Below are 23,828 nucleotides of genomic sequence, written 5' to 3'. Positions count from 1 at the left end.
CCCGGGCCTCCCGGAAGACGCGCGCGCGGTACGCCTGCGCCGCTGCCGGGAAGACCGCAGCCCCGAACCGGCAGCGCGCCGTCCCGTTCCGGCGGACGGAGTCACACCCGGGCGGGCCGCGCCGTGGCGAAGGCGGCCACCAGGGATGCCCGTGAACGAGCGCCCGTCTTGCGGAAGATCCTGGTCAGATGCGCCTCGACGGTCTTGACGGAGACGAACAGCGCGTCCGCCACCTCCCTGTTGGACTTTCCCTGGCAGACCATGCCGAGGATCTGCCCCTCCCGTTCCGACAGCGCCTCCCCGACCGGGCTCCGGGGACCGAGCGGCGCGGATGCCCGGCGGGGCCTGCAGGCCCCGATCCTGCGCTGGGTGTCCACGGCGATCCCGCGCAGCCAGCGGGCGCCCATGCGGTCGGCGCACTCCTTGGCCCGGCCGGCCTCGGTGGCGGCGTCCTCCAGCCGGCCCACGGCCAGCCACCGCTGGGCCAGTTCGAGGCGGACCTGGCACTCCAGGGCCGCCAGGCCGGCCACGGCCGACAGCTCCACCGCGGCGCGGAGCAGCCCTACGGCGGCCTCGTCCGGGGCGTGCCGCGCCCGCGCACGCAGCACCTCGGTTCGTGCTCCCGCCGTCCGGCAGACGGTCGCCCTGCCGGCGGCCAGCGCGGAGTACTCCCGGGCGGCAGCGGTCCGCCCCAGCTCCGACGCCGCCGCGGCCGCCGTCGACCACCACAGCACCCGCGCTCCGGCCACCAGCGGCCGATCCGTACTCCGGGCAGCCCGCAGCACCAGTTCGAGACATTCCTCGGGGCGCCCCTGGGCCAGACGGATCCACCCCAGCACACCGGCCGCCGTCTCCTCCAGCGCCCCGGGACCCGGGTGCTGCCGCAGAACCTGGGCGGCGAGATCCGCCGCGTCGTCCGGACCTTCCCGCCACAGGGTGATCCGGGCACGCAGCAACCGCGCCCGGCCGGCACGCTCACCGTCGCCGAGCACACCGGCGGTCTCCTCCGCCTCGTGGGTGTCGCGCAGCGCGGCCGACAGGCCGCCGACCGCGGCATGCCCGTGGCCGCGGCCGAGCAGCAGCGGCGGCAGCGCGGCGACGCGCCCCGTGCGGCGCGCGAGTCCGAGGGCACGGGTGAACAGGGGGAGCGCGTCCGTGTACCGCTCCTCCAGGTTGAGGGCCCAGCCCAGGCGGGCGACGGCGTCGAGTCTGGCGGCCAGCTCGGAGTCGCTCAGCGCGTCGGCCGTCCGAACGGCCTGCGAAATCCCGGTGACGGCGGCCGCCCTCGCCCGGCCGGGCCCCGGTACGGGCCGGTCGCCGGGGAGTGCCGGATCTGCCGGGTCGGCACGGCGGACAGGATCAGACCCCTCGGGCGTGTCGCCGACGGTCGTCGCCTCGGCCAGGGCGAGGGTGGCCGCCGCATCCATGCACAGCAGGTCGGGAGTGCCGGAGGCGTGCCGAAGCGTCCGGTACACGTGGTCGCGGGCGGCGGGCAGGTCTCCCTCGGCCGCGGCCATCGTGGCCATCCGCAGGTGCAGGACGCGCTCGCCGTGACCGCCGGTCCGTGGGGTGGACGCCAGTTCGGCCTCCACCAGTGCCCGTGCGGAGCGGCGGCGCCCCAGGCCGGAATCCAGCCGGGCGTGCAGGTCCACTATCAGGGCCCTGTCGAGCAGTCCCCCGGAAGAGGTCACGGACGTGGCTCCGGTCTTCGCCGCCTCCAGCAAGGTGGGCAGGAGGCGCCGGCACTCGTCGTACTGTCCGGTGCGCTCGGCCGCGTGGTAGAGCAGCGCCGCCGTGCGGAAGCGCTCGCCGGGTCCCGTGTCGTCGGGGGCTCCGTCCTCGGGGCTCGCGGGGCCGTCGGCGTCCTCGGAGCTCGCGGGGCAGTGAGGGGCTTCGGGCAGGATGCGCAGGGCGGCTCGCAGCCATGACGCCGCAGTGGACGGCCGCGTATCCAGTACGTCCCGTGCCGCGCGGGCCAGCAGTCCCGCGGCCCGCCGGTCGCCCGGCTCGGCGGACCGCGCGAGGTGGGGTGCCCGCTGCACGACAGGGGCGCCGACCCGGTCCAGCGCTGCCGCGGCTCTCGCGTGTGCGCTGATGCGCCGCCCCGGGGGCGTTCCGGCGTACAGCAGCGTGCGCAGCAGCGGATGGCGGAAGCGGAACAGCGGCGCTCCGCCGTCCACCGCGCGGATCAGGTCGCGTGCCACCAGTCCGTCGAGCACGGCCAATACCGTCGGTGTGTCGCGGTCGGTGAGGGCTGCCACCAGTGAGGGGGCGAACGGATCTCCGAGTACCGCGGCGCAGCGGGCCGTCTCGATCTGCTCCGGCGCCAGTGCGGTGAGTTCGCGCAGCGGGGGACAGCCGGCGGGCAGCGAGACCGCGCCCGGCGGCAGGTCGGTGGTCGCCCATTCCCACAGTTGACGAGTCGTCAGCGAGTTGAGCAGGCCGAGCCAGCCCGGGACACCCCCGCTCAGCTCGTACAGCAGGGCTTCACGCATCGGTCCCGTGTCAGGAGGCAGTCGAGCGGCGAAGGCCTCCCGGGTCAGCGGCCCGACGGGGATCCGGTGGGTCCGGTAGACCTCGTTGGCGCCGGCGAGGCAGGACACCAGCCAGATCGGCATCTGGCCGGTCGACGCCGTGTACGTGATCATGGTCGGTGCGGGCGGGGGTTCGGCCAGCAGCCGTCGCAGCGGTTGTGCCGTCTCGGGGCCGGCCCGGTCCAGATCGTCCAGGCAGCGCACGGCGCCACGGCCCGGCGGCACCGCCTGCAGGCCGTCTGCCACGAGCAGTCCGCTACGACGCGCGTGGGCGGCGAGCTCGGCGAGCAACCGGGTCCTGCCGCTGCCGGGTTCACCGACGACTTCCACCAGCAGCGACACGCCGTCCAGGCAGGCGCCGACCAACTCCTCGAACATCACCGGGGTGTGCGTTGCTGTACGTCTCATCTGGGGGAGCGTCATCCTCTCGGTCTGCCGCGCGCTCTCCGGCGCCGGCGCCACCCGCCCCGATCGGGGCAGGGCCATGGCCGAGGCAGGCACGGCGGCACCTCACCGGAACGAGCCGCCGCCGTCCCGCGCGGGGCGTTCGGGGGCGGCGCCGGGTTGTCGCTCACGGGCTCACGGGCTCAAGGGCTCTGACGGGCTGACGGCGACGGATCGCGATCGCGGGAGCGGACATCACCCGGAGACGCCGACCGGATCCCTCTGTTCCCGGGCCAGGAGCGCGGCCAGCTCGCGGCGGTTGGAAGCCTGTGTCTTCTCCAGGAGGTTGGCCACATGCCGTTCGACCGTGCGGTGCGACAGATGGAGTTCGGCCGCGATCTCGCGGTTGGTGCGGCGGCGGCCGAGCCGGGCCAGCACCTCGAACTCGCGCACGGTCACACCGAGGCGCCACAGCCGTTCGGGCACGTCGGCGCTGCCGTGCCGGCGCTGCCGCACCCGCTCGCCGGGGTCGCGCAGCTGGCTCCTGAAGTGCCGTACGGCGGGGTGCATCCCGTGTGCCGCGTAGAAGCGTTCGGCTTCCTGGAGCCAGCGGCTCGGCTCGCCCCAGCCGTCCCGGGTGGCCGTGCGGGCGACCAGTCCCAGGCCGAGATGGCGAGCCGGCGGGCAGCCCGCGGCGACCACGAGAGCCCGCCCGAGCGCGGTCTCCGCCGCGGCCGGAGCGCCTTCGCGTCCGGCCAGGACGGCGTCGGCGAGGTGGACGAGGAGCGCGTTCCACGGCAGCCGGCTGGCAGGGTGCGCGGCGACCGCCGCGTGCTCTGCCCGGCCCGCCGAGCCGTCCACGCAGTCCAGCAGCAGGGTGAGGCCGTACCGGCCCCACAGGTGATGGGTGTCAAAGCGCTCGCCGCTGCCGGCGCGGTCGGCGTTTTTGGCGTGCAGCTGCCGCAGGCGGGCCCGTGCGGCTTCGCCGGCGCCGTGCAGCAGCTCGCGGACGGCGTGGCCGAGCCCCTCCACGATCTGGATCTCGTCCTCACGTGTCCCGCACCGGGCGTCGAATCGCGCCGAGGGGTCGGCCGGCCCGTCTCGAAGACCCCGGTGAGCCCGGATCAGCGCTTTCGCGGCCGGTCCGTGGCCACGGACGCCGAGCAGCCGCAGCCGGTCGATGTCCGCCCAGGCCGTCTCCACCAGCGAGGCCGCTTCGGAGACGCGGCCGCAGAACAGCGCGTCCACCGCCGGGTGGAGACGTGTGCGCGGGTCCTCGATCAGCGCTCCGACGCCGCCGGCCGCGGCGAGCGCGGTCGCCCAGCGGGCCGCGTCGGCTTCCTGCCTCCAGACCGGCAGCGCCCCCGGCCGGGCCCTCTTGCGGCCTTCCGGCGGGCCGAGCCGGCGGGCGCCTGGAGAGATCAGGGCGGCCGGGCGGGGCCGCCGCCGGGTGAGCCGTCGGTTCGCGGCGCGGGCGGTCAGGGACCGGCGAGCGAGAGCTCGCGCGGCCGGGCCGGCCGAACGCCGTACGCGCCCCGCGGCGCCGGGCGGCAGGACGTCCTCCCCCGGGACGCCGGTGAACTCGTCGCCCGTCGCGCGTGTTTGAACGGTGCCGGGGCCGCCGGGGCTCCGCACCGGCTGCCCGAGGGCCTGGTCATCGCTCATGGCGCGCCTCCAGGAAATGCGTGTGCGTCGTCCGCCGGCGAGGACCGGCGGGGCGTTCTGGCCCACCGTGATCCGCGGTGCTCGGGTGCGTGGTGGAAGGGCATTTCGCCCCATGGACATCTCCCCTTCGCGATCCGCACGTCGTTGCCCGGTCACGCCGTGACCGCCGCCGTGCTGGACCGAGCGTCGCCTGCCGGGTACCGGGTTCCTATGGGGACCGCCCCCCGCATTCCACCGCGCCGGCCGGTCGAGGCCGCCGCCCGCACCGGAATATGGGGGCCGTCCCCCATATGGGGTGCGGGCGGGGGATGACAGGATCGCGAGCGTGATCGATCCGCAGACATGGTGGGTCGGCGGCGTGGCCTTGGCCGAGCGGCTGCCGTCAGCCCCGAAACGCGTCAACGCCACCGGCCCGGCCGAGTCCTGGCGGTCCGACTACCCCTCGCCCGCGCTGCTGCGGGTCCGCCTGGCGGATCTGGGGCTGGACGAGGACGGTCTGGGCGCCTTGCTCGCCGAGGAACCCGCGTCCTTGGCCGGCAGGATCGGCAAACCCGTCTGGGCCACCACCGTCGAGGCCGCGCTGGCGTGCGCTCCGTCCGACCCTCCGCTGCCCGTCGACGGCTCCTGGTCGGACGGCTTCGCCACGGTGCTCGCGCCGTTCACCGAGATGGCGGCCGACCGGCTGCTGCGGGCCGTCGATCGGTGCGGTCCCGAGGTGCCGGCCGATCTGAAGGCTGTCCGAGGCTGCTTCACCGCCCGGTTGAGCGAGGCGCTCGTGCGGCTGGCCCGGCGGACCCTGGTGCTCGAACTCAACGTCTTCCGAGTGCGCGGGCGACTGAGCGGGAGCACTCCGGAACGACGGTTCGCCGACTTCGTCCGGCAGGCCTCGGCGCGGCCGGGACTGCGCGCCCTGGTCACCGAGTATCCGGTCCTGGCCCGGCTGCTGGCGCAGTGCTGCGACCAGGCCGTGGAGGCATGGGCCGAGTTGCTGCGGCGCTTGGCCACCGACCGGGCCGAGCTGGTCGACCGGCTCCTCGCCGGCATCGACCCCGGGCGGCTGGTCCGGGTGGACCCGGGCGCCGGTGACCGACACCAGCGCGGCCGGGCAGTCGCCGTACTCCACTTCGAACACGGTGCCAGGGTGGTGTTCAAGCCCCGCCCGGTCACGGTGCACGGGCACTTCAACGACGCCGTCCGCTGGCTCAACTCCCGTCTGGCCGGCCTCGAACTGCGCACCCTGGCACTGCTGGAACGGCCGGGCTACGGCTGGGTCGAGTACGCCCCGGCCGTACCGTGCACGGGCCAGGCCGAGGTGGGCCGGTTCTATCGGCGGCTCGGCGCGCTCCTGGCGCTGGTCCACGCGCTCGGCGCCACCGACATGCACTTCGAGAACCTGATCGCCTGCGCGGACCAGCCCGTCCTGGTGGACCTGGAGACGCTCTTCCATCCGGTCCTGCCCGGACCCGCCGACGACGACCCGGCTCAGGCGGTGCTGACGGCATCGGTCGCACGGACCGCGCTGCTGCCGTACTTCATGGTCGGCGAGCACGGCGTGCTGGACGTCTCCGGCATCGGCGGTGACCGGGACACCCCGCTGCCAGACGAGGTGACGGGCTGGTCGGCGCCCGGGACGGACGAGATGCAACTGGTGCGGACCGTGGGGGTGTTCCGGGGCTCGGCCAACCGGCCGCGGCTTCGCGACGCCGAAGCCGACCCCGCCGTCCACCGGGAGTCCCTCGTCGCCGGCTTCAGGGCGGGCTACGACGTGATCGCCGACCGCCGCTCGGAACTCATCGGCCGCGACGGCCTGTTGTCCCGCTTCACGCACGACGTGACACGGGCGGTGCTGCGTCCCACCCGCTGGTTCGCGAGCCTGCTGGACGAGTCCACTCATCCCGACGTCCTGCGCGACGCGCTCGACCGGGACCGGCTCCTCGACGTGTTGTGGCGCGACTCGGCCGGTGACCCGGGGCGGCGCGCGCTGGTGAGTGCCGAGCTCGCCGAACTGTGGGCGGGCGACGTCCCCTTGGTCGCGTGTTCCCCCGGTACGACGGACCTGGCGCTCGGCCCGCTGGCGGCCGACGGCCTGGTCACCGAGTCCGGCCTGGCCCAGGCCGAGCGCCGGATCGCGGCGATGGGCGAGACGGACCGCTTCGACCAGGAATGGGTCATTCGCGCCACGCTCGCGACCCGGCGCCGCGGCAGCGGACCGAGCGCCGCCGTCGCGCCGCCCGCCCGGCCGGCCGGCACCGTGCCCGACGCCGACCGACTGCTGGCCGCCGCCTGCGGAATCGCCGACCACATCCTGGCCGGCGCGCAGGACGACGGCCGGCGGGTCAACTGGCTGGGCCTGGAGCCCCTGGACGGCCGGATCTGGGCAGTCCGGCCGCAAGGTGCCGGGCTGCCCCACGGCTACTGCGGCACGGCACTCTTCCTGGCCCAGCTCGCCGACCTCACCGGCACCGAGCGTTACGCCTCGGTCGCCCGACGCGCGCTGGCCCCACTGCCCGGCCTGCTCGCCTCGCTGGCCGGCCGGCCGGCCGACCTGCCCACCGTCGGCGCGGGCTTCGCGGGCCTCGGTGGGATCGCCTACGCGCTCAGCCGGCTCGCCGCCTTGCTGGACGACCCCGAGATCGCCCACTGGGCCACCGCGGCGGTCGACCTGACCGCGGCCGCGGCCGGGGCGAGCCCGCAGCCCGGGGTCCTCGACGGCGACGCGGGCTGCCTGGCGGCGATGCTCGCCGTGCGGCGTGCCACGGGGTCGACGACGGCAGCCCGCACGGCGCGGGCCTGCGCCGACCGGCTCGCCGCCCAGGCCCCCGAGGGCCTGGCGAGCGGCGGCTTCGACAAGGGCGCCGCCGGCGTCGGCTGGGCGCTGCTGCGGTTCGCCGCGGCCGGCGGCGGCCCCGCGCACGCGGCGGCCGGCCTGGCGGCACTGCGCACGTCGGCCGCCCGGTACGGGTCGGCCCCGGCCGGGACCGGCTGGTGCGACGGACTCTCCGGCACCGCGCTGGCGGTCGCCGACAGCGGTGCCGCCGCGGACGTCCCCGAGTTGGCCGATCTGCTGGACGCGGTCGTCGCGGACGCCGCCGTGCCGGCCGCGGTTGACCACAGTCTGTGCCACGGCGAGGCGGGAGTCCTCGACCTCCTGCTCACCGCCACCGTCGCGGGGCGTGCCCGGCCCGGGGCGCCCCTGCCCCGCGCCGCGGTGCTGCTGGCCGCCCTGGACCGGTTCGGCCCGCTCTGCGGGACGCCCGACGCGGTGAGCAGCCCGGGGTTGCTGACCGGCCTGGCCGGCATCGGGCACGGGCTGCTGCGGCTCGGCTTCGGCTCCCGTGTCCCCTCGGTACTGCTGTTGCAGTCGCCGGCCGCGTAACCGCCCATCCCGACCGTCGAAGGAGAGGAACCCATGAGAGACAACGACCTCGTCACCGCGTGGAAGAACCCGGCTTCCCGGAGTGAGACCGGCACCGCCCACCCGGCGGGGAGCATTCGTCTGGGCGCCGGGGCGGTCGTCGGCCGCCGCGCCCAGTTGCTGGCCGGCCTGGCCAACACGGAGGAGGAGGCCTCCACCGTGTTCCCCACGTACTCCCTGTCCCTCACTTCCTGGGGCGGCGGCGGATACTGATGGCGGTGCCGGACCACGCCCCTGGCAGATGATCAGACCCGGAGATACCATCCGCTGGTGCTCATCACATCACCAGCGGTGATCGGGCGCGGCGCTGAACTCGCCCTGCTGGACGCGAGTCTCGCCGCTGCCAGGGACGGGGACGGCCGGGCGGTGTTCCTGCTCGGCGAGGCCGGTATCGGCAAGTCCCGCCTGGCCGCCGAGTGCGCGTTCCGCGGGTTCACCCGCGGCCTGGCGGTGCTGCGCGGCAGGTCCGGTGCCACCGGCGGCGCCGCCGCGCCGTTCCGTCCGGTCGCCGAGGCCCTGATGTCGTTCGTCCGGCTCGGCGGTCTCCCCGAGGACGCCGAACTCGCCCCGTACCGTTCGGCGTTGGGCGGACTGCTGCCCGAGTGGCGCACCGCCGGGCACGCGGCCGCACCGGCCTCGCCGGTGGAGACGGCCGAGGCGACGCTGCGGCTGCTGGCCACCATCGCCCGTGACCTGGCCCGGCACCCGCATCCCGGCTGCCTCCTGGTCCTGGAGGACCTGCAGGACGCCGACACCGAGACCCTCGCCCTCGTCGAGTACCTGTGCGACAACATCCGGGGGCTGCCGATCCTTCTGCTGGCCACCCTCCGTCCGGGGCCCGGACCGTCCGAGCAGGTGGCCCGGCAGCTCGCCCAGCGCCGGTCCGCCGTCCTCGGCGAACCCCGCCCGCTGACCGGCGAGGAGGTGCGGGCGATGGCCGAAGCGGCACTGGCCGCCACCGGACCCTCGCCCCACGACACGGTGGCCCCGCTGCCCGAGGAGGTGGCCGACCGGCTGGCCCGGGACGCCGACGGCAACCCGTTCGTCGTCGAGGAACTGCTGAACGGCATGATCACCGCGGATGTGCTGCGCCGCGGGCCGGACGGCGGCTGGCATGTCCGCGGCGATCTGGACATCGACGTCCCGCGCACCGTGGTGCACAGCGTCTCCCAGCGGTCCGCGCGCCTGGGTCCGGGCGGGCGGGCCCTGCTCGACTGCGCCGCCGTCCTGGGCCGGCGGTTCTCGCTGGCCGTCCTGCAGGCGGTCAGCGGCCTGCCGGACCGCGACCTGCTGGTCCACCTGCGGGCCGGCATGGACGCCCACCTCGTCTCGCCCAGCGGTCCGGTGGGCGACTGGTACGAGTTCCGGCACGCGCTGACCGCCGAAGCCCTGGTCGCCGCACTCGTGCCCGCCGAACGCGCCGCGATCGCGGCGCGCGGCGCCGACGCGATCGAACGTGCGCACCCCGGGCTGCCCGGTGAATGGTGCGTCCTCGTCGCCAACCTGCGGCAGGCGGCCGGGGACGCCCAGGCCGCCGCGCGGTGCTTCGCGCAGGCCGGCCGGTCCGCGCTGGCCGCGGGCGCCGTCAACTCCGCGGTGTCACTGCTCGAACGGGCCGTCGACCTGTTGTCCGCGCCGGACCGGGCCGCCGACCGGGCGTCGCTGGTGGAGCAGCTGGTGTACACGCTGGCGGAGAACGGCCAACTGGACCGGGCCTGCGCACTGGCCGACGAGTTGCCGGAGGCCGGCCCGGGGGCGCTGGACGCGGCCCGGACCGCCGCCCTGCAGGCCCGGATCGCCCGAGCCTGTGTGATAGCCGCGCGATTCGAGGACGCCGCGGGCCGGCTGCGCCAGGTCCACCGGCTGCTGCGGCTGGTTCCCGGCAGCGACGGCCCGGCCGCCGCGGCCGCGCTCGGGCCGGCGGTCAGGATGGTCGAGGCCCATCTGGTCCTCTCCGGAGTGCAGGAGAGCGGCGGCGACGGCGACCGGACGCACGAGGCGGAACGGCTGGCCCGGCAGGCCGCGGACGGCGCGGAGCGCACCGGGCTGCCCGAGATAGCTTGCGAGGCGTGGCAGTTGCTCGGGGTGCTGGCACGCCGGCACGGCTTCGAGCAGGCCGACTCGTACCTGGAGAAGTGTCTTGTGCTCGCCACCGAGCACCGGCTGACCGGGGTGCAGCTCGACACCCTGATGTGGCTGGGCGTCAACGACTTCATGTACACCGGCTCCTCCACCCGGCTGGAGCGGGCCCACCGCGCGGCACTCGGTCACGGCGCTCTGGCACTGATGTACCGGGCCGAGGCCACCATGGCCATGCAGAAGGTGTTGTGCGGCGACTACGCCGGGGCCCGGGAGCTGGCCGACCGCTGTGTCGAGGGCACCGCCCGGCTGAGGGACGCCGACAACCACCAGTTCCTCCTGCTCACCCGCGTCGCGCTGGCTGCCCACCAGGGGCGGCGCCGGCAGATGGAACGGGAGCTGGCCGAGTTCAGCCGCTGGGGCGGCGAGCAGTCGCTGCAGTCCCCGCAGGCCCTCGGCAGCCGCGCCATCTGCGCGCTGCTGGAGGAGGACCACGAGCAGGCACTGCGTGAACTCGACGAGGCGTTCGCCTGGGAGGAGCAGAACCCTTCCGTCCACCACCTCAACGGCCGCTACGGACTGCGTCCGCTGCTGCGGGCGCTGTGCGGGCAGGCCGATCCCGCGGAGCACGCGGCGATCGCGGCCGCCCCCTCCGCGGCCCTGCCGTGGAACCGGCAGTTCGAACGGCTCGCGTTCGCGGTGCACGAGGGCCGGGCCGGACGCGGAACGCAGGCCGAAACCGCTGTGGCCCAGGCCCAGGAAGCAGGCGAACCGTTCCTGATGGCCCGTCGGCTCGGTCAACGGCTGGTCGCGCCGACGGCGATGGCCGACGGCTGGGGCGACCCGGTGGGATGGCTGCGCGATGCCGAGGAGTACTTCCACGGCGCGGGCGTCCCGGCGGTGGCCAACAGCTGCCGCGACCTGCTTCGCCAGGCGGGCGCGACCGTCCGGCAGCGGCGCAACGGAACGTCCGCCGTACCGGCCCCCTTGCGACGCCTGGGGCTGACCGCGCGTGAGTACGAGGTGTTCCTGCTGCTCGCGCCGCGTCTGGGGAACCAGGAGATCGCCGAGCGGCTGTACATCTCCCCGCGGACGGTGGAGAAGCACGTGGCCAAGCTGCTCACCAAGACCGGTCGGCCGCACCGGTCGGCCCTGTGCGACTACGCGACCGAGATGATCGCGCAGCTCCGCTGAGCCGGGCGACCGGCAGTCGGGCACCACGCGGCGCCGCCGGCTCGGCGACAGCCGTGGGCGAGATCGGCCGCACGCGGGCGCACCCCGGCGCGGTCCGTCGGGGCTCCGGCGCCCCGGCCCGCGCCCGGCCTGCCCCGCCGGTGCACGCCGGTTCCCGCGTCGGGGCCCGGCACGGCCGCGCGGTCCGCCACCGGGCCGCTCGCCGCGCCGGGCTCACTCGCCGCGCCGTATCCACCGCCACCTCGGCACCCGTGCTCCCGTCGGCGGCCGCCTCGTCCGGGTCCGCGAACTTGGGTGGTCACCACTCATGCCGGAGCCGGCGCCCCCTGCCAGGCTCGATCCCGGTCGCCGGCGGCCGGTGGAACCGACCGCGACGGCCGTGATCCGGCGCGCGGCGTTGCCTCGCCGCGTACGGCAGAGCGTCGACAGGCGGAGTCAGGTGACGAGGATGGACGAGGGCTCGGTTCGCTCGGGTGCGGCATTCCGTGCCGAACGGTGGGCGGGAGGCGCGCCGTCGCTGCCGGACCGCGGCCCGGCGCCCGCGCCGGCGCGGACGCCGGACCCGGCGCCTGCCGGGCACCCTCTGACCGGAGGCCGTGCCGGCACCGGTCTTCGCCGGGGCGCCGTCCGGTACGACGGACGTCCGGGGAGCGCCGCCTGCGCGGGACTCGTGTGCGGCGTCGGCGGCAGCGGCCCGGACCTCGCGCCCGCCGCGCCGTCCCGCCCGCGCCCGGCGTTCCGGACCGCGGCACGAACGGCCGCTTCGCACACGGCGGGACCCGCTCGGACCCCGGCATCCCCGTGCGCCGCCGAGCATGGCCCGCGCGGGGGTTCGGTCCGGGCCGTACGGACGCCCGGCGAGGCCGCGCGGTGCGGGACGCACCGCGAACCGCCGTCCCGGCCCGGCGCGTACCGGGACCTGTCCGGCGCGGACGACGCGGGCGAGGCCGGCACGGCGGGCACCGCGCCGGTCCCGGCGGCGGGCGGACGGACGGAGGCACGGCCGTGAGCCTGGAACTGTTCACCGTCGCGGACCGCGACCACTACGCGCCGCTCGCGGCGTGCGCCCAGGGCCACCCGCGCCTGCGCCCGGCCGCCGTGCCGGAACACTGGCAAGCGGCGGAGTCCGGCGTGTGGACGGCCTGGGCGCCCGCCGGCGAGCGGTACGGCGACGGCGCCGTCCGGGTCTGCGCGGCGGCCCGGGACGGACGGGAGCAGCACGTACTCGACGCCTTCGCCGCGGTCTGCTTCGAACGGGCGGTGCCCTTCCGGCACGTCTCCACCGCGCGTGTGCGCGCGCTGCTGGACGGCGAGCACGGCTCCCGGCCGCAGGCGGGACGATTCTGCGTCGCCGCGCCCGCCGGCCCCCGGGAGGCGGAGGAACTGCGGTCGGCGCTGCACACCGCCCTGCGGGGCGAGACCGGGCCGGCGCCGCGGACCGGCCGCCGCCACGAGGACTCCGGGGTGCTCCGGTGGGACGAGCCCGCCCGTCCCGCCCGGCAGGTCCTGCGCCCGGACGGCGTGTGGTGCGCCGTCGGTGAGGACGAACTGCTGGAGGGCCCCGCGCCGGCGCCGACCGCGCCCGAGGGCTACGTTCCCGTCCGGCTCCTCGACGCCACGAACACCGGGTACACCTTTCTCGCCAGGGATCTGCGCGACGACCGCGAGGTCCTCGTCGAGCAGCGTTTCGCGCACACGGGCGTGGGCGGGGACGGACGGTCCGCCGCGGACCGGCTGGGCGAGCGGTACGAAGCGCTGCTCCGGTTCCATGCCGGGGCGCCCGGCGCATGTCCGCGGCCGCTGGACCACCGCACGGACGGCGGGAACGCATGGCTGGTGACACAGCCGGTCGCGGGGGTGCCCCTGAGCGCGTGGATCGTCGCGAACAGTCCGATGGCGGACAGCTCGGCCACCCCGGCGGACTGGTCCGCGTACTACCGCCGGACCGCGCGTCTGCTCGACGGTGCCGGGAAAGCGCTGGCCCGGCTGCGGGGGCTCGGCGCGGTGATCGGCCCGGTCCGGCCGCAGGACGTGCTGGTCGGCCGGGACGATGAGGTCACGTTCAGCGCACTCGCCGCCGGCGCGGACACGAACCAGGCGCCCGGGGAGCGCCGCTCGGACGACCTCGCCGCCGCGCTCGGCCGTCTCGCCCTGCCCATGCTGACGCCCGCCGCCCCGGCGGCGGCGCTCGACGCGGGCGTGCTCCCGCACGTCCGCCGCGACCTCGAACGGCGGGGCGGCCGCGTCCCGCGGGCGCTGTGGAGCACCGCCCTCCGGGGCGCCGGGCCCGCGGCGGAGGCCGCGCTGCCCACCCCGGACCGCGTCGACGAGGACGAGCGCGCGGCGCTGGCCGAGTTGCGCGACCGCGTCGCCGCCGGCGTCGTCGGTGCGGCCGAGGACGCGCCCTGGCACATGTTCCCCACCGTGCCGCAGGGCTATCTGAGCAACACGCTCGGCGTGGCGTACGGCGCCGCCGGCGTCGTACACGCGCTACGGGCCGCGGGTACGCCGGTACCGGAGTGGGTGCTGACCCGGCTGCGCCGCGATGCCCTGGCGCAGGCCCACCGCCTGTCTCCCGGCCTCTTCACGGGGCTGGCCGGCATCGCCTGGGTGCTCGCCGACACCGGTCTGCTCGACGAGGCGGCGGAGTTGCTCGCGGCGGCGGACCGGCATCCGCTCACCCGTGCGTCGGCGACCCTGGCGTGGGGCGGGTCGGGCGTCGCACTGGCGCACCTGGCCCTGTACGGGCACAGTGGCGAGCCGCACCACCTCGACCGGGCCGCCGAGTTCGCGTCCCGGCTCCCCGGGTCTTCCGCCGCGCTGAGCCCGCTGCTCGGGCCCGACGACATGACCGGCCTGTGGTACGGCCGCACCGGTGTCGCCCAGACGCTGCAGCAACTGGGCGCCGTCACGGGCGACGAGACCCTGCTGCGCCAAGCCCGCAGGCTGCTGCACGCCGAACTCGACCGGGCCGCCGAGGCCCGCGGGGAGCTGTCCTTCCCGGTCTCCGCCAAGGACCGCAGGAAGCTGTACTACCTCTACTGCGGCACCGCCGGCTTCCTGACGGCGGCCGCGCGCCAGTCGGCCGCCATGCCGGACGAGCGGCTGGCCGAAGCGCTGCCCAAGCTGATCCGCAAGGCCTCGATGACCCAGGTGGCGCACGCCGGGCTGGGCAACGGCCTGGCCGGACTCGGCTTCGCGCTGAGCGAGTGCGGCCGGATCCTGGACGACCCCAACGCCCGCGCCGCGGCACGGGGTTCGGCCAGGGCGCTGTTCGCGCACGCCGTGCCGCGAGGCGAGTCGGTCCACGTGCTCGGCGACCTGCGGCTGCGTTTCAGCTGTGAGCTGTGGAGCGGCGGGGCGGGCGTACTGCTGTTCCTCGCGCACCTGCTCGATGAGCGGCCCGATCCGCTGTTCACGGTCGACGCCCTCGCCGCCACCTCCCGCGGGCCGGTCCCCGCGTAGTCGTCCGCTCGTCAACCGACCGAGCGGCTCACCGAGAGAAGGAGAACGAACATGTCGAAGGTTCTGTCGCTGCAGAACATGGAGACCGCGCAGGCCGACGAGGAACTCGCCGTGGAGGGCGGCAGCTGGGCCTTCTGCAGCGAGAGGAGCTACTTCCTCTGCGCCTGAGGCACCGCCGGGGCGGCGCGCGTGGACGCGCCGCCCCCACCTTCGGGATGCCGGTCCGTCCCCACATGACCTGGCCGACGTGAGGCAGTGATGAGCGAACTGACGTATGCAATGGCCGATCCCGACTACTACGCGCCGGTCGAGACGCTCGTCGAGCGCGGCCGCCGCTACCGGCCGTCCAAGGTCCCGGACGGCTGGCAGCACGCCGAGCGGAACCTGTGGACCAGCTGGTCCCGCACGGGGCGGACGCTGCCCGCGCAGGGCTGGAAGGTGCACGTCTCGGCACGCGCCGAGCGGTTGCCCGCCGTGCTCGACGTCTTCGCCGAGGAGTGCTTCGCCAGGAACATCTGTTTCAAGCACGTGACCGCCGAGCGCCTCCTGCTCGTGCTCCAGCACAAACACGCCTCGCGGGCGCAGAGCGGCAAGCTCCTGGTCGCCTACCCGGATGACGAGGACCTCGCCCGGGACCTGATGAACGTCCTCTCCGCGCGGCTGCGCGACGAGCGGGGCCAGTACATCCTCACCGACCGGCGCTTCGGCGACTCCAAGGTCGTGCACTACCGATACGGGGCGTTCACCGCGCGCCGGCGGCTGCTGCCGGACGGCACGGGCGAGGCGGTGATCGCCGACAGCCGCGGCACCCTCGTCCCCGACCTGCGCGAACCCGGGTGGCACCTGCCCGAGGGCATCGAGGACCCGTTCACCCCCGCCGACGCCCCCGAAGAGGAGCCGGAGGCCGACTTCCGGGGCTACGCGTTCGAGTACGCCGTGCGGCACAGCAACGGCGGCGGCGCCTACGTGGGCAGACAGGAGGCGACCGGCCGCAAGGTGTTCATCAAGGAGGCCCGCGACCACACCGGCCTGTCCTGGGACGGCCGCAGCGCGCCCGAGCGGATGGAGCGGGAGTGGCGCGCCCTGACCGGCCTGCACGCCGTGCGGCCGGGACTGTGTCCGCAGCCCCTCGCCCGGTTCCGGGTGTGGGAGCACGAGTTCCTGGTCACCGAGTTCGTTGAGGGTGTCCCGCTCAGCACCTGGGTCACCACCCGCACCCCGCTCGTCCGGCCCCACGCGAGCCGGGAGGACTTCGACCGCTACTTCGCCGACTGCGCGGCGATCATCGCCTCGCTCGAGCGCCAGGCGGACGAACTGCACGAGGCCGGCTACGTCTTCGGTGACATCAGCCCCGGCAACGTGCTGATCGGCCCGGACGGCGGGGCACGTCTGATCGACTTCGAGGCGGCGCACCTGCTGGACGAACCCCCGGTCGCGGTGGCCACCACCGGCTACGCGGCGCCCGCGCACCTCTGCCGCGAGGACCCGCGGGTCCGGGACGCCTACGGCATCTCGGCCCTGGTCCGCCTGATGCTCGGCCCGAACCTGGGCGTGGTGGAACGCTGTCCGCGTTCCCTCGAGCACCTGCGGGCCGACCTCGCTCGCCGCGCGGACGTCCCTCCGGCGCTGTGGGCGCGCGCGGAGCGCTACCACCCGGCCGGCGGACCGGCGCTCCTGCCCGGCCCCGAGGCCGTCGCCGCCGACCCGCGCCGTCACGTGCGCGCGCTGCGCGACGAGGTGGCGCGGGCGCTGACCGCCATGGCCGACCCGGAGCGCACGGACCGGCTCTTTCCGACCGTACCGAACGGGTATTCGACCAACACCGTCTGTGTGGCGTACGGCACGGCGGGCGTCCTGCACGCACTGCGCCATGCCGAGGTGGCCGTGGACCCGGCCCTGGTCGAGCGGTTCCGCACGGACGCCCTGGCCGCGGGCCGGCGTCTCGCCCCCGGCCTGCACACCGGACTCGCCGGTGTGGCCTGGGTACTGGCGGACCACGGTCTCCTGGACGAGGCGGCCGAACTGCTCGCCATCGCGGCCGCTCACCCGATCACCGGACGCCGGGTGGGTTTCGCCGAAGGCGCGGCAGGCGTGGCGATGGCACACCTCGCCCTGTTCGAGCACACCGGCGACCTTGCGCACGTGGAGACCGCGGAACGGCTGCTGGCCCCGGCCCGCACCGACGAGGGGGTCGTCGCGGGCCTCGCGCCGGACGACCCGACGGGCTGGCTGCACGGACGGTGCGGTGTGGCCTGGGCCCTGGCGCCGCTCGGCGCGGTCACCGAGGACACCGGTCTGCTCGACCGCGGCGTGCGGCTGCTGTGCCAGGAACTCGACCGCGCGATGCCGGGCGAGGGCTCCTCGCCGCACTTCCCGGTCTCGGCCACCGACCGCCGCTCGATGCCCTACCTGTTCTGCGGCACGGCAGGCATGCTGCGGGCGGTCGCCCGCTACCGCCGCCTGCGGCCGGACGACCGGCTGACCGCCGTGGAAGGCGCCCTGACGCCGCGCCTGCGCACGCGCTACACGGTCATGCCGGGCCTCTACCAGGGCCTCGCCGGTCTCGGCTTCGCGCTCACCGATCTCGCCGCCGTGAGCGGCGACGCGGAGCACCGCGAGCACGCCCTGGACACGGCCGCGGCGCTGTTCAAGTACGCCGTGCCGGGTGCCGGCGGGGTCAGGTTCCTCGGCGACGGGCTCCAGCGGTTCAGCGCCGACCTGTGGAGCGGCTCCGCCGGAATCCTGCTGTTCCTGCACGAGCTGCTCCACCCCGGCCGGGACAGGCTGTTCAGCCTGGACCGGCTCTGCGCGAAAGCCGCCGTCGACGACGGCGGCTCCCCCTCCGCACCCTGAAAGGACGGAACACCATGGCACAAGTCGTCGCACTGCAGAGGCTCGCCGTTTTGCGGGAGACCGCCCACGACACCGCGATGGAGAAGGTCTCGGAACTCAGCTACTTCGCGTGCGGGCCCCTCCCCAGCGAGATCAGCGCCTGGGCCTGCGTCTGACCGGACGACGCCCGGAGCGGCAGAACCACCCCCTCGTCCCGGCGCGGCTGCCGACGGAGGTCTGTGGTCGGTGCGTGCCGGCGGGGCGCGGTGGGTGTACGGGTTCACCGAAGGGCGTCTCGGGGCCGGCCGTGACGGGGCCGGAGGCGGGACACCACGGTCTCTCGGCCAGCTTCGAGGACCTCCGCGAGTCCCGGAGCAGGGCATGCGCGCCGGGCCGGGACGCCGGCGGGATGGCGAACCGGGGCCGCCGCCGGGGTTCGGCCTGGCGGCCGGCACCCCGTGCGGGATCGACCCCATGACCTCCGCCGGGGCACAGGCGGGCCGAGGCGGAAACCCGCCCCGGAGCCGGGTGTCACCTCCGGCCGCGGTCGGTCCGTGACCAGGAGCTGTCGAGGAACGGGACGGCTGACCGCTCCGGCGAGCGGGGAGCGCCTGGATTCTCCGCACGGTGACCGGCGAGCGCCGGGGGCCCGCCTTCCGCCGGCACTCCTTACTGTCCGCGATCGCCGGGTGATCCGCCGATGTGGGCGAAGCGACTCCCGGTGTTATTCAATGAGGTGTGCGGTCAGGGATCTCGGGGCCCCGTCGCACGGGTCCGAGTACGGCCCCGGTGCTGCGCCGGGGATTGCCGAGAGAGCCGCATGGACTCCACCCCCTCCCCGTCGTCGTCTTCGCCGTTCGAGCTGGTCAGTAGCGCCCTCGGCCGCTACCTCCCGCGCGGCGGAGCGGCAGCGGCGGGTGTTCCCGCCGAGGCGCGGGGCGACCGCGCCAGGGGCCGGCGCGTGTCCGACGACGGGGCGGCCGACCGGCAGGATCAGATCCTCGGCGCGATCAACGTGGACGACGATCTGAGGATCACCCGCTGCAATCTCGACGCCCCTGTGTTCGCGGGTCTGAACGCCGTGGAGGGAAGCCCCTTCGTCGACCTGCTGCCGCCCGGGGACGTACCGACGGTGACCCGGCGGTTGCGGCAGGTGCTGGAGACCGGTGAGGCGCATGTGGCCCGGATCCAGCGACTGCGGCGCGGCGACGGGTCGGAACTGGTGGTCTCGCTGAGCATCCTGCCCGCCGCGGCGCCGCAGGAAGGCTTGACCGTCTCCGTGATCGCCATGGCCAGGAGGCTGCACCTGTACGCGGCCGAGACCGCGATCGGCACCTCACTGGACATCGGCGAGACCGCTCAGTCGCTGGCCAGGTCCCTGCTGGCCTGGGGGGACGTGGCCGCCATCGACCTCGACTTCGCGGTCTGGACGGGCGAGGGAGTCACCGAGCGGTCCCACGGGCGCATCCGGCTGCGGCGCGCTGCCCTGGTGCCGGACCGGGCGTGGCCCGAGGGCTACGTGACTCCGGGTGACGATCTTCCCGGCGAGGCGAGTCGCCTGCTGTCACAGGCGGTACAGCGCGACGACGCCCCGCAGGCCATCGTCATCCCCGACCGTGCGGCGGTCGAGCGGGTGTTCGGCGGTCCGCGGGTGATGCGTGCCCTGGTGCCGGGTGACCGCTCGGCGGGCGTGGCGTGCATACCGCTGGTCCTGGACAGCGAGCCGCCCGTCGTGCTCGGCGTGGCGGAGGTCTGGCGGCGGGCGGACCGCCCCTTCCGGGACGGCGAGCTGTTCGAGCTGCAGGAGCTGGTGGCCAGGACCGCCCATCACGTCGACCTGGCCCGTCAGCACCAACGCGAGCACACGCAGGTGCTGGCGTTGCAGCGCAGGCTGCTGCCCCGGACCGGCGGCGACACCGTCGAGATCGCGAGCATCTACCAGCCCGCCACCCCGGACAGCGCGGGTGTCGGCGGCGACTGGGTGAACAGCTTTCCGCTGTCGGACGGCCGTACCGCACTGGTGGTCGGTGACGTCGTCGGGCACGGTCTGGGGGCCGCGGCGACCATGGGCCAGCTGAGCATGGAGGCCCGTGCGCTGCTGTCCGCGGGGCTGGCGCCCGACGAGGTGCTGGAGCACCTGGACGAGACCGTGTCGCTGCTGGACGACGCGGAGTCCGGGCTGACGGCCGGCTACAGCGCCCTCGGGTCGACCTGCTGCATCGCTCTCTACGACCCGGTCAGCCATCGCGTCGCCTTGTCCAGCGCCGGGCACCTTCCCCCGGTCCTGGTGTCTCCGGACGGGCGGGTGGGCCCGCTCGCGGTCCGCCCCCATCCCGGTCTGGGCGCCGAGTTCGCCCTTCGGGAGCCCTTTGACGTGCACACCTTCAACGCGCCTCCGGGGTCCCTGCTCGCGCTCTACACCGACGGCCTGGTGGAGGATCCGGCCCTGTCGATCGACGAGGGCATCGGCAGGCTGGCGGACGCCCTGTCCGCGGTGCACCCGTGGGACGCCCTGCAGCAGGCCGCACGGCGTGTCGTCGCGGGGCTGGCGCCCGTCCGCCAGCGCGACGACGTGACTCTGCTGCTGGCCCGCATGATCGGCTACCGCAAGGAGGACACCGCCACCTGGCGGCTGCCCGCCCGCTACGACGCCCCCGCCCGTGCCCGAGCGCAGGTCGCCGCCCTGCTGCGGCGGTGGCGCACCAGGGAGGACACCCTGGACGACGTGGCGTTGCTGGTCGGCGAGCTGGTCACGAACGCGGTTCGCTTCGCGACGGGGCCCATCACGGTACGGCTGATCAGGTCGGGCCGCGGCCTGCTGTGCGAGGTGGGCGACACCGGCAACGGCAGGCCACGGCTGAACCGGCGGGACCTCCTCGACGAGGGCGGGCGCGGCCTGCACATCGTGCACAGGCTCACCACGCGGTGGGGAGTGCGGTGGACGGACACCGGCAAGGTGGTCTGGGCGGAAGTCGCGAGGTGACGCGGCTGCCGGGCGGGCGCATGGGCGAAGAGCCGTGGGCGGCGGGTTTCCCGGGGGTGCCGGTGGCGGCGGGCGCGTGCGGCGGACCCACCGACGGGGCTCGCCGCGGCAGCGGTGTGGTGCCCGGTGATCCGGATGGCCCGCGCGCCGGTACGGGCCGCGCGGGCGCCTGCTACAGCCACTCCCCTTCCAGGGCGGTGGCGGTGAGGCCCGGCGCCGCGGCGTAGAGGACGGTGCGGCTGCCCGGCCTCTGCCCGGCGTCGTGCGCCCGCCGCATGATGTCGAACACGGCGGCGCCTCCGCGATTGCCGCTGGTGTAGCTGTCGCGGCTGTGGTCCAGCAGCCCCGACGGCCAGGTGTCGGGCATCGTCTGCTCCATGTACTCCAGCACGCGGGTCCCGCCGGGGTGCGCGAGCAGCACGTCGGGGTGCCAGGAGTCGGGGCTGTCCTCGTACCGGACGCGCAGCCACTCCCACATCGCGGTGACCGTCTCCTGTACGGCGCGCGGACCCCGCCGGTCCATCACGAAGTGGGTTCCGTCGGACCGCGTCTCCAGGCGGTGCAGGTCCTGGGTGCCGTGCAGGGTGTGGTTCCAGGACGCGTCCAGCCGCAGCACCGATTCGCGTCGCGGGCGGCCCGTGACGACGGCGGCGACCGCGGTGTCCGCGAACAGCAACCGGACGATCAGGGACTCCAGGGTGTCGTCCGCGGGCTGGTAGGTCGTGCTCAGCGCCTCCGCGATCACGACCAGGACCACTCGGTCGGGGTCCGCGGCCACGAGGTCCGCGGCCAGTGCCAGGGAACGGGTTCCCGCGATGCAGGCCCATTGCGTGGCCGGCAGCAGCATCGCGTCCTCGCGGAGCCGGAGCTGGTTGGCCAGGGCGATGTCCAGCCCCGGCAGCGCGGGGGTGGTCGAGTTGCTGGTGATCAGGCAGTCGACGTCGGCGGCGTCGATCCCGGCGATCTGCAGGGCCCCGCGCGCCGCGCGCTCCCCGTAGCTCCGCACGGCCTCCCAGGCCGGCGCGGTCCGCTCCTGGACCGTCTGCGGCGCGGGTATCGCTTCGAGGGCGGCCATCACGCGGTCGACGTCCTGCTGGGTGAACCCTTCGCGCACCAGCGACTCTTGGGCCGGTCCGGCGCCGGCGGTCCCCAGGACGCCGCCGTTGCCGGGTGCGACGGCGGATTCCAGCGGCAGCATCCAGCCGCGGCTCTCGATGCCCGTGCCGGCCGCGATGCCGTCGATGCGCGGCGCCCACGCCGCGTCCGGGTGCCGGTCGCGTACCTCCGCCACGATCTCGCTGGTCTTCACGGAGTGCTCGCCGTGTATCACGGCAGGAGCGCAGACGTAAGCAGCCATGGTGGGCACCTTTCTGGGGAGAGCAGGGAGGAACGCCACGATCGCCGGGTGGTGGGCCGCTTCGAGAGTTCGCGCCCAAGAGGAAGCCGGGGGACCCCACTTCGGGAATCGGTGGCTGGTTCGAGCATGGACGCTAAACGGACATTTACGCTGTGATGCACGCAACTCGGGTGACATTTTGGATGCGTGACACGGCACACACCGACGAACCGGCGGGTCTCGGAGCGGCTTCGCTCACATCTGTCCGACGAACCGTCAGCGTGGACGTGTGCCTGTTCCGGCGGCGGGAGTCGGGAGACGGTCACGGCGGTGCGCGGTGGTCGCCCGCGGCGCCCGGCCCTCGTCGGTCAGGGGCGCGGCGCGACACGGCTCCGGAGGGCGGGCCCCGACCGGCGCGTCTTCGGCCACGTGACGGGCTCGTCCGGGCCGGCCCCCCGAAGAGGCGGATCCCGGTGAAGGCCGCCTCGCGGGTCGGCCGGCGGAGGGCTGAACGGTTGCGGCACCGTGACGCTCGTACGGCGCTCCGGGTGCCGGCATGCGGCGGTCTGGTACGGCGCCTGGCGCCTACCCCGGGAATCGCCGGGCCGCTGGCGGAAACCGCCGTGCGCGCGCCACGTCCGCTGCCCGCTTCGCGCCCGACGTCACGCGCCGGCCCTGTCAGGGCCCCGTGTTCTCACGGGCTTTCCGGACGGTACCGGTGCCGAGTGGCGGCGGGAAGCCTGGGCCGCGGCGCTCACCCTGCCGCGCGGCCTTTCCGCCCAGGGGGGGGCGAGCCGCTCCAGCGCGGCGACTTCGACCGGGGTGGTGTGCGCATCGGCACGGCATCGCGGCGAGGTGTTCCCCCCTGAGCGGGGCTGCGGGTCAGACCCGGACGCCGAACATGAACGGTCCGCCGATGGTGTCCATCGACTCGTAGCGCACGACGGTGCCGGTGCGAGGGGCGTGGAGGATCTGGCCGTTGCCGGCGTAGAGGCCGACGTGGTGCAGGTCGTCGAAGAAGAAGACCAGGTCGCCGACCTGGAGCTGGCTCCGGGTGAGGCGGGTGCCGATGCCCGCCTGCTCCTCGGAGGTGCGCGGTATGTGGACGCCGGCCTGGGCGTAGGCCCAGGAGGTCAGGCCCGAGCAGTCGTAGGAGGCGGTGCCGGTGGCGCCGCGGAAGTACGGCTTGCCGAGCTGGCCCTGGGCGGCGGCGAAAGCGGCGGCGGCGCGGCCGGAGGCGGAGTTCTCGTCGCCGAGCCGTACGCGCTCCGTGGCGGAACGGCCGGCCCGCCGCTGCTCGGCGGCGAGGGCCGACTTCTCCTTGGCGGTCAGGGTGTTGAGGAGCTTCTGCGCCTCGGCGAGCTTGCCCTGCATCTCCCGCTTCTTGTCGCCCAGCTCGGTACGGGTGTCGGCGAGGTCCTTGAGCTTCTCGGTGGCCTCGGCGCGCCGCTGGGCGAGTTCACGCTGCTTGGCCTGGATCTTCTTCAGGGCGGAGACCTGCCGGCCGCTCAACTGGTCGAGCGTGGAGGCCTTGTCCAGGAAGTCGTCCGGGTCGGAGGACAGGAAGAGCTGGACCGAGGCGTCGAGGCCGCCGGAGCGGTACTGCGCGCTGGCCGTCGAACCCAGGCCGTCGCGCAGCTCGTTCAGCTCCTGCCTGCCGCGGGCGACAGCGTCCTGGATCGCGGAGATCTCCTTCTGGAGCTTCTGCTGCCTCTCCTTGGCACCGTTGTACTTCTCGGTCGCCTGCTCCGCCTGCTCGTAGAGCTTGTCGACCTTCGCCTTGACCTCGTCCTTGCCGGGCTTCTGGCTCGGTGCGGCGTCGGCGGCTTGCGTGCTCAGGGCCACGGCGGCGGCTGCCGCGGTGGTCAGGACGGTGACCCGCGCCCGGCTGGGCTGCTTGGGTCGACGATGGGAGGCCACAGGGGCGAGCTCCTTGCTCCT

The 23,828-nt window shown here is 75.0% G+C and carries 11 protein-coding genes; 7 read left to right on the top strand and 4 right to left on the bottom strand.

Annotated features, from left to right (window positions below):
- Positions 1-101 precede the first annotated feature (101 nt).
- Positions 102-2,942: a helix-turn-helix transcriptional regulator gene (locus VT52_RS11985; RefSeq protein ID WP_143070873.1), complete on the bottom strand. Its 2,841-nt coding sequence runs from the start codon at positions 2,940-2,942 to the stop codon at positions 102-104.
- 231 nt (positions 2,943-3,173) lie between these two features.
- Positions 3,174-4,583 (bottom strand): helix-turn-helix domain-containing protein, encoded by a 1,410-nt coding sequence (locus VT52_RS11980; protein WP_053055597.1) that lies wholly within the window; start codon positions 4,581-4,583, stop codon positions 3,174-3,176.
- Positions 4,584-4,908: 325 nt separating this feature from the next.
- Between VT52_RS11980 and VT52_RS11975 the strand changes: the two genes are divergently transcribed.
- From VT52_RS11975 to VT52_RS11945, 7 genes are all read left to right on the top strand, one after another.
- Positions 4,909-7,959, top strand: coding sequence for a type 2 lanthipeptide synthetase LanM family protein (locus tag VT52_RS11975; protein ID WP_053055598.1), 3,051 nt, complete (start codon positions 4,909-4,911; stop codon positions 7,957-7,959).
- A gap of 33 nt (positions 7,960-7,992) precedes the next feature.
- The gene (locus VT52_RS11970; RefSeq protein WP_046424450.1) at positions 7,993-8,211 is read left to right on the top strand and encodes a hypothetical protein; all 219 of its coding nucleotides are present in this window, start codon (positions 7,993-7,995) and stop codon (positions 8,209-8,211) included.
- Positions 8,212-8,268: 57 nt separating this feature from the next.
- Entirely contained in the window at positions 8,269-11,271 is a 3,003-nt protein-coding gene (locus tag VT52_RS11965; RefSeq protein WP_046424452.1) for a helix-turn-helix transcriptional regulator, read from the top strand.
- A gap of 1,005 nt (positions 11,272-12,276) precedes the next feature.
- A complete protein-coding gene (locus VT52_RS11955; protein WP_046424457.1) occupies positions 12,277-14,736 on the top strand; it encodes a lanthionine synthetase C family protein in 2,460 nt (819 codons plus the stop codon).
- A 258-nt stretch (positions 14,737-14,994) separates the two neighbouring features.
- Entirely contained in the window at positions 14,995-17,589 is a 2,595-nt protein-coding gene (gene lanKC / locus VT52_RS11950) for a class III lanthionine synthetase LanKC (protein WP_107481309.1), read from the top strand.
- 14 nt (positions 17,590-17,603) lie between these two features.
- Positions 17,604-17,744 (top strand): hypothetical protein, encoded by a 141-nt coding sequence (locus VT52_RS37920; RefSeq protein WP_167377686.1) that lies wholly within the window; start codon positions 17,604-17,606, stop codon positions 17,742-17,744.
- A 644-nt stretch (positions 17,745-18,388) separates the two neighbouring features.
- Positions 18,389-20,551 (top strand): ATP-binding SpoIIE family protein phosphatase, encoded by a 2,163-nt coding sequence (locus VT52_RS11945; protein ID WP_046424462.1) that lies wholly within the window; start codon positions 18,389-18,391, stop codon positions 20,549-20,551.
- Positions 20,552-20,723: 172 nt separating this feature from the next.
- On the opposite strand, the gene VT52_RS11940 is transcribed toward VT52_RS11945, so the two are convergent.
- Positions 20,724-21,908 (bottom strand): beta-ketoacyl-[acyl-carrier-protein] synthase family protein, encoded by a 1,185-nt coding sequence (locus VT52_RS11940; RefSeq protein WP_046424464.1) that lies wholly within the window; start codon positions 21,906-21,908, stop codon positions 20,724-20,726.
- An 861-nt stretch (positions 21,909-22,769) separates the two neighbouring features.
- Positions 22,770-23,807 carry a C40 family peptidase gene (locus VT52_RS11935; RefSeq protein ID WP_046424468.1) on the bottom strand — a complete coding sequence of 346 codons (1,038 nt, stop codon included), beginning with the start codon at positions 23,805-23,807 and terminating at the stop codon, positions 22,770-22,772.
- Between the last annotated feature and the right edge of the window lie 21 nt (positions 23,808-23,828).

This window comes from Streptomyces malaysiense, from assembly GCF_000980885.2.
Lineage (GTDB): Bacteria > Actinomycetota > Actinomycetes > Streptomycetales > Streptomycetaceae > Streptomyces > Streptomyces malaysiense.
Note: the sequence above shows the minus strand (reverse complement) of the source record. Positions and strands in the feature narration are given on the sequence as shown.

Coding starts and splice junctions, on each gene's coding strand:
- VT52_RS37920 (WP_167377686.1), top strand. CDS start 17,604: ATGGCACAAGTCGTCGCACTGCAGAGGCTCGCCGTTTTGCGGGAGACC.
- VT52_RS11985 (WP_143070873.1), bottom strand. CDS start 2,942: ATGAGACGTACAGCAACGCACACCCCGGTGATGTTCGAGGAGTTGGTC.
- VT52_RS11970 (WP_046424450.1), top strand. CDS start 7,993: ATGAGAGACAACGACCTCGTCACCGCGTGGAAGAACCCGGCTTCCCGG.
- lanKC (WP_107481309.1), top strand. CDS start 14,995: ATGAGCGAACTGACGTATGCAATGGCCGATCCCGACTACTACGCGCCG.
- VT52_RS11940 (WP_046424464.1), bottom strand. CDS start 21,908: ATGGCTGCTTACGTCTGCGCTCCTGCCGTGATACACGGCGAGCACTCC.
- VT52_RS11945 (WP_046424462.1), top strand. CDS start 18,389: ATGGACTCCACCCCCTCCCCGTCGTCGTCTTCGCCGTTCGAGCTGGTC.
- VT52_RS11980 (WP_053055597.1), bottom strand. CDS start 4,583: ATGAGCGATGACCAGGCCCTCGGGCAGCCGGTGCGGAGCCCCGGCGGC.